The organism is Syntrophomonas sp. UBA5494 (assembly GCF_002426325.1).
In genome coordinates this window covers 9,450-14,295 of record NZ_DIPG01000005.1, presented here as the reverse complement: position 1 = coordinate 14,295, position 4,846 = coordinate 9,450, and the positions used below count along the sequence as shown (strand labels likewise).

General features: G+C 52.1%; 2 protein-coding genes. One reads left to right on the top strand and one right to left on the bottom strand.

Annotation, left to right across the window (positions count from 1 at the left end; translation table 11 throughout):
• Window positions 1-340: 340 nt before the first annotated feature.
• A complete protein-coding gene (gene carB, locus B3W37_RS00560) occupies window positions 341-3,574 on the bottom strand; it encodes a carbamoyl-phosphate synthase large subunit (RefSeq protein WP_483174472.1) in 3,234 nt (1,077 codons plus the stop codon).
• A 323-nt stretch (window positions 3,575-3,897) separates the two neighbouring features.
• On the opposite strand from carB, the gene B3W37_RS00555 reads away from it, so the two are divergent.
• Window positions 3,898-4,846 (top strand): [Fe-Fe] hydrogenase large subunit C-terminal domain-containing protein (locus B3W37_RS00555; RefSeq protein WP_483174471.1); only part of this gene is annotated, 949 nt, incomplete at its 3' end.

Genomic DNA, 4,846 nt, shown 5'->3' with positions numbered 1-4,846 from the left:
AGGAGAGGGCCGGGCATCATAGCGCCAGACAGCCCGACCATGAAAGCGGTGGCGAATAAAGTGGCAATTGTCATTCGCAAAACTCCCCCGATGAGCGTTTAAATTATTCGGCTGGGCAGCTCCGTGTCTTGCCGATAAAAGGGGCGGCAGCCCGGACCATTCTGCCAGACCATAACCCGGGTGGGCCTCGCCATGTTTTAACTGCTTTTCCTGACAGTCCGGTACTGAAAACATTCCACAAAATCAAACATTAACCTGATGATATCAAAATCAGTATATTATGGCCATAAAAAGGAGGTGCTGTGAACTATGGCCAGGCACCTCCCTTGCGGATTCAGTCTCAGGATTCTATATCGCGGATATCAGCGTGGTATTCCTGCAGCGACTTAAGCCGGGAGGCGTTAGCGGTATTTCCCTTATAGGCCGCGATGCCTTTGACACTGGCCTGGGCCGCTGCCATGGTGGTGATGTAAGGCACCCGTTGTTTAATGGCCGACTTGCGGATATATGAATCGTCCGACTGACTGCGCTTGTCGGAGGGGGTATTGATGACCAGGTTGAGTTCCCCGTTGGTTATAGCGTCCACGATGTTGGGGCGGCCTTCATACTGTTTGTTGATTTCTGTAGAGTCAATACCCTTTTCTTGAAAGTATTTATGGGTTCCGGCCGTGGCCCTGATCTTGAATCCGAGCTTGGCGAATTCCCGGGCGGTTTCCAGAGCGGCGGGTTTGTCCTGGTCGGTCACGCTAAACAAAACCGTACCCGATAAAGGCAGGCAGGACTGGGTTGCTTCCTGGGCCTTGTAGTAGGCCAGACCAAAGGAATCAGCGATGCCCAGCACTTCCCCGGTGGAACGCATTTCCGGCCCTAAGAGGGGGTCTACTTCAGGAAACATATTGAAAGGGAAGACCGCCTCCTTAACCCCGAAGTGGGGCAGATATTTGGATTTCAGCCGGCTGACCGAGTATTTCTGCCCGGCGGCGTGGGCCATCATGATCTCGGTGGCAATCCGTGCCATAGATATGTTGCATACCTTGGAAACCAGAGGTACGGTCCGGGAAGCACGCGGGTTGGCTTCCAGCACGTATACTTTATCATCGGCAATGGCGTACTGCATATTCATCAAACCTATCACATTCAGCTCTTTGGCGATCTGGCGGGTATATTTCTCAATGGTGTTCACGTGTTGGGCAGCGATGCTGATAGGCGGTATCACGCAGGCCGAATCTCCGGAGTGAATCCCGGCTAATTCGATATGCTCCATGACCGTGGGGACGAATGCATCTTCGCCGTCGGCGATGGCATCGGCTTCGGCTTCGATGGCATTGCTCAAGAAGCGGTCGATGAGAATGGGGCGCTCCGGAGTTACTCCTACTGCAGCCGCCAGGTACTGGCGCAGCATCTCTTCATCATAGACCACTTCCATGCCTCTGCCGCCCAAGACATATGAAGGTCTCACCATCAGCGGATAGCCGATGCGGTTGGCGATGGCCAGAGCCTCTTCAATATTGACTGCCATGCCTGATTCCGGCATGGGAATATCCAGCTTCTCCATAATGCGGCGGAAATGGTCGCGGTCTTCTGCCAGGTCGATGGTTTCCGGCGTGGTCCCCAGGATCTTTACCCCGGCCCTGGCCAGTTCTGCAGCGATATTGAGGGGGGTCTGCCCGCCGAACTGCACGATCACTCCCAGCGGTTTTTCCTTTTCGTAAATGCTCAGAACATCTTCGACCGTAAGCGGCTCGAAGTATAATTTATCGGAGGTGTCATAATCGGTTGAAACCGTTTCCGGGTTGCAGTTGACAATCACGGTTTCAAAACCCAGATCGCGCAGGGCAAAGGCGGTGTGCACACAGCAGTAGTCAAATTCGATTCCCTGGCCGATGCGGTTGGGGCCGCCCCCCAGAATCATCACCTTGGGGCGGTCGCTGGTTGCGGTTTGATCCGGGCTGTTGTAGGTGGAGAAATAGTAAGCCGCATTTTCAACCCCGCTGACCGGAACAGCTTCCCAGCCTTCGGCAACTCCCAGGAGAAGGCGGCGACGGCGAATCTCCGCTTCGGGTATATCAAGAATGGTCGCCAGGTAACGATCAGCAAAACCGTCTTTTTTGGCCTGGATGAGTAATTCGTCGGGCAGATTCCCGCCCTTATGCTTCAGCAGCTCTTCTTCAAACATCACCAATTCCCGCATCTGTTCAATAAACCAGGGCTTGATATTCGTCAGGCGGTACAGCTGATTGATGTCGGCCCCTTTGCGCAGGGCTTCATACATAATAAACTGGCGCTCGCTGGAAGGCTCGGCCAGCATGGAGAGCAGTTCGTCCAGGGGAAGCTGGTGGAAATTCCTGGCGAAGCCCAGCCCAAAGCGGCCTATTTCCAGGGAGCGGATGGCTTTTTGCATCGCCTCTTTATAGTTTTTGCCGATGCTCATCACTTCGCCTACGGCCCGCATCTGCGTACCCAGTTTGTCCAGGGCCCCGGGAAACTTTTCAAAAGCCCAGCGGGCAAATTTAATGACCACATAATCACCCGAAGGGGTGTATTTATCCAGGGTCCCATCCCGCCAGTAGGGGATCTCGTCCAGGGTCAGACCCGCCGCCAGCATGGTGGAAACCATGGCAATGGGGAAACCGGTGGCTTTGGAGGCCAGGGCTGAGGAGCGCGAGGTGCGCGGATTGATTTCAATGATTACCACCCGACCGGTTTTGGGGTCATGGGCAAACTGAACATTGGTGCCTCCGACCACTTCAATAGCTTCTACAACCGCGTAGGCGTAGTCCTGCAGCCTTTTTTGCAGTTCGGGACTGATGGTCAGCATAGGCGCCGCACAAAAGGAATCTCCGGTGTGTACCCCCATGGCATCGATGTTTTCGATAAAACACACCGTAATCATCTGGTTTTTGGCGTCACGGACCACTTCCAGCTCCAACTCCTCCCAGCCCAGGACCGATTCCTCGATCAGTATCTGTCCCACCAGGCTGGCAGCGATGCCGCGATTGGCGACTATTCTCAATTCTTCAATATTATATACCAGTCCGCCGCCGGTACCCCCCATGGTGTAGGCAGGGCGAATCACCACCGGATAGCCCAGTTCCTGGGCGATCTTTTCCGCTTCCGCGATGCTGTAGGCCGGTTTGCTGCGGGGCATCTCTATACCCAGCCGGTTCATGGTCTCTTTGAAAGCGATCCGGTCTTCTCCGCGTTCAATGGCGTCGATTTGCACTCCGATCACTTGCACCCCGTATTGCGATAGAACTCCGGATTTACTTAATTCCGAACACAGATTCAAGGCCGACTGCCCGCCCAGATTGGGCAAAACCGCGTCAGGCCTTTCTTTGGCAATGATAGCGGTGAGGCTTCTCACATTGAGCGGTTCAATAAAGGTGACATCGGCGATCCCCGGATCGGTCATGATGGTGGCCGGGTTGGAATTGACCAGTACAATCTGGTAACCCAGATTCCTTAGGGCTTTGCAGGCTTGAGTTCCCGAGTAGTCAAATTCACAGGCCTGACCAATAACGATAGGGCCGGAGCCAATAATCAGGATTTTGTTAATATCGGTTCGTTTTGACATCTTTTTCACTCCATATTTTCAGTAGATGGTATCCTTAAACGACTAGTTCTCTACTAAGCTTTCATTCTACCATATTAATGAATAAATAAATTGCATACATCTCTGTGCACTGAATACCTGCCCAAGTTTACAGCGACATTTTACGCATTATTAACAGGCATTTCCCATCTGTCTACAGAGCTTGGCTTAAACCCCATAAATACTATTATTTACAACGCCTCTGCGGCTGCGGCTTATTATATAATCAAGCTGGTAAGCTCTCAAGCAGCGGCATGATTATTGCATAGTATCTGTATAAAACTGCTATGAAATAGAGGGAGATTATGGAAAAGTTCGTACAAGTTATAGGGATCAACGAAGATAACTGTACCAATTGCCATCAATGCATTGCGGTTTGTCCGGTAAAAATATGTAGTGATGGCAGCGGGGAAGTAATCAAATTCAATAATAACCGGTGTATTGCCTGCGGACGCTGCGTTGAGGCCTGTATCAAAAGCCACGGCGGCAGTATTGAAAAGAGCGCCCGCTTCATAATTGACGATGCCGCTGAGTTTGCGGCCAACCTGGGGAAGCGGGAAATCGTGGCCTTAATTGCCCCTTCGGCAGCCAGCAACTTTGAATTGCCCAAACTGATCAGTGCCTTAAAAAAATTGGGCGTTAACAAAGCTTATGACGTATCGCTCGGTGCGGAAATTACGGTTGCTGCTTATCACCAGGCCATGGCTGCCGGCACCGTCAAAAGGCCGCTTATATCGACGCCCTGCCCGGCGGTGACAAGATATGTGGAATTAAGCCATCCCGGTTTGCTTGAATATTTGGCTCCAATTGGCAGCCCGGTTCACAATTTGGCGGTATATGCCGGCTCATTGCATCCACATGCGGAATTGGCCCTGATTTCGCCCTGTTTGGCCAAGCGCCGGGAATTCCAGGACAGCCGCATAGTGAAATACAATGTTACCTATCAGCACTTGTTGAAAATCTTCGAAGAGCATGGTATCGAGCTGTCTAGTATGGAGGACAGTGAGTTTGACAATATAATACCGGCCGGGATCACCGCAAATTTCTCTACTCCGGGCGGACTCAAAGCGTCGTATTTGTACCATTACCCGGATACCCCGGCCAGCGAGATTGCCCAAATCGAAGGCCCTGCCATTTATGAACAGTATCTGGGCAACCTGGAGAGATATATACGCCGGGGAGACCAGCATCTGCCCTTAATAGTGGACGTATTAAGCTGTGAAAAGGGCTGTAATATGGGGGTAGGCTGCATAA

Bases quoted from the DNA above. Each gene is read 5' to 3' on its own strand.
- carB (WP_483174472.1), bottom strand. From the start codon at position 3,574: ATGTCAAAACGAACCGATATTAACAAAATCCTGATTATTGGCTCCGGC.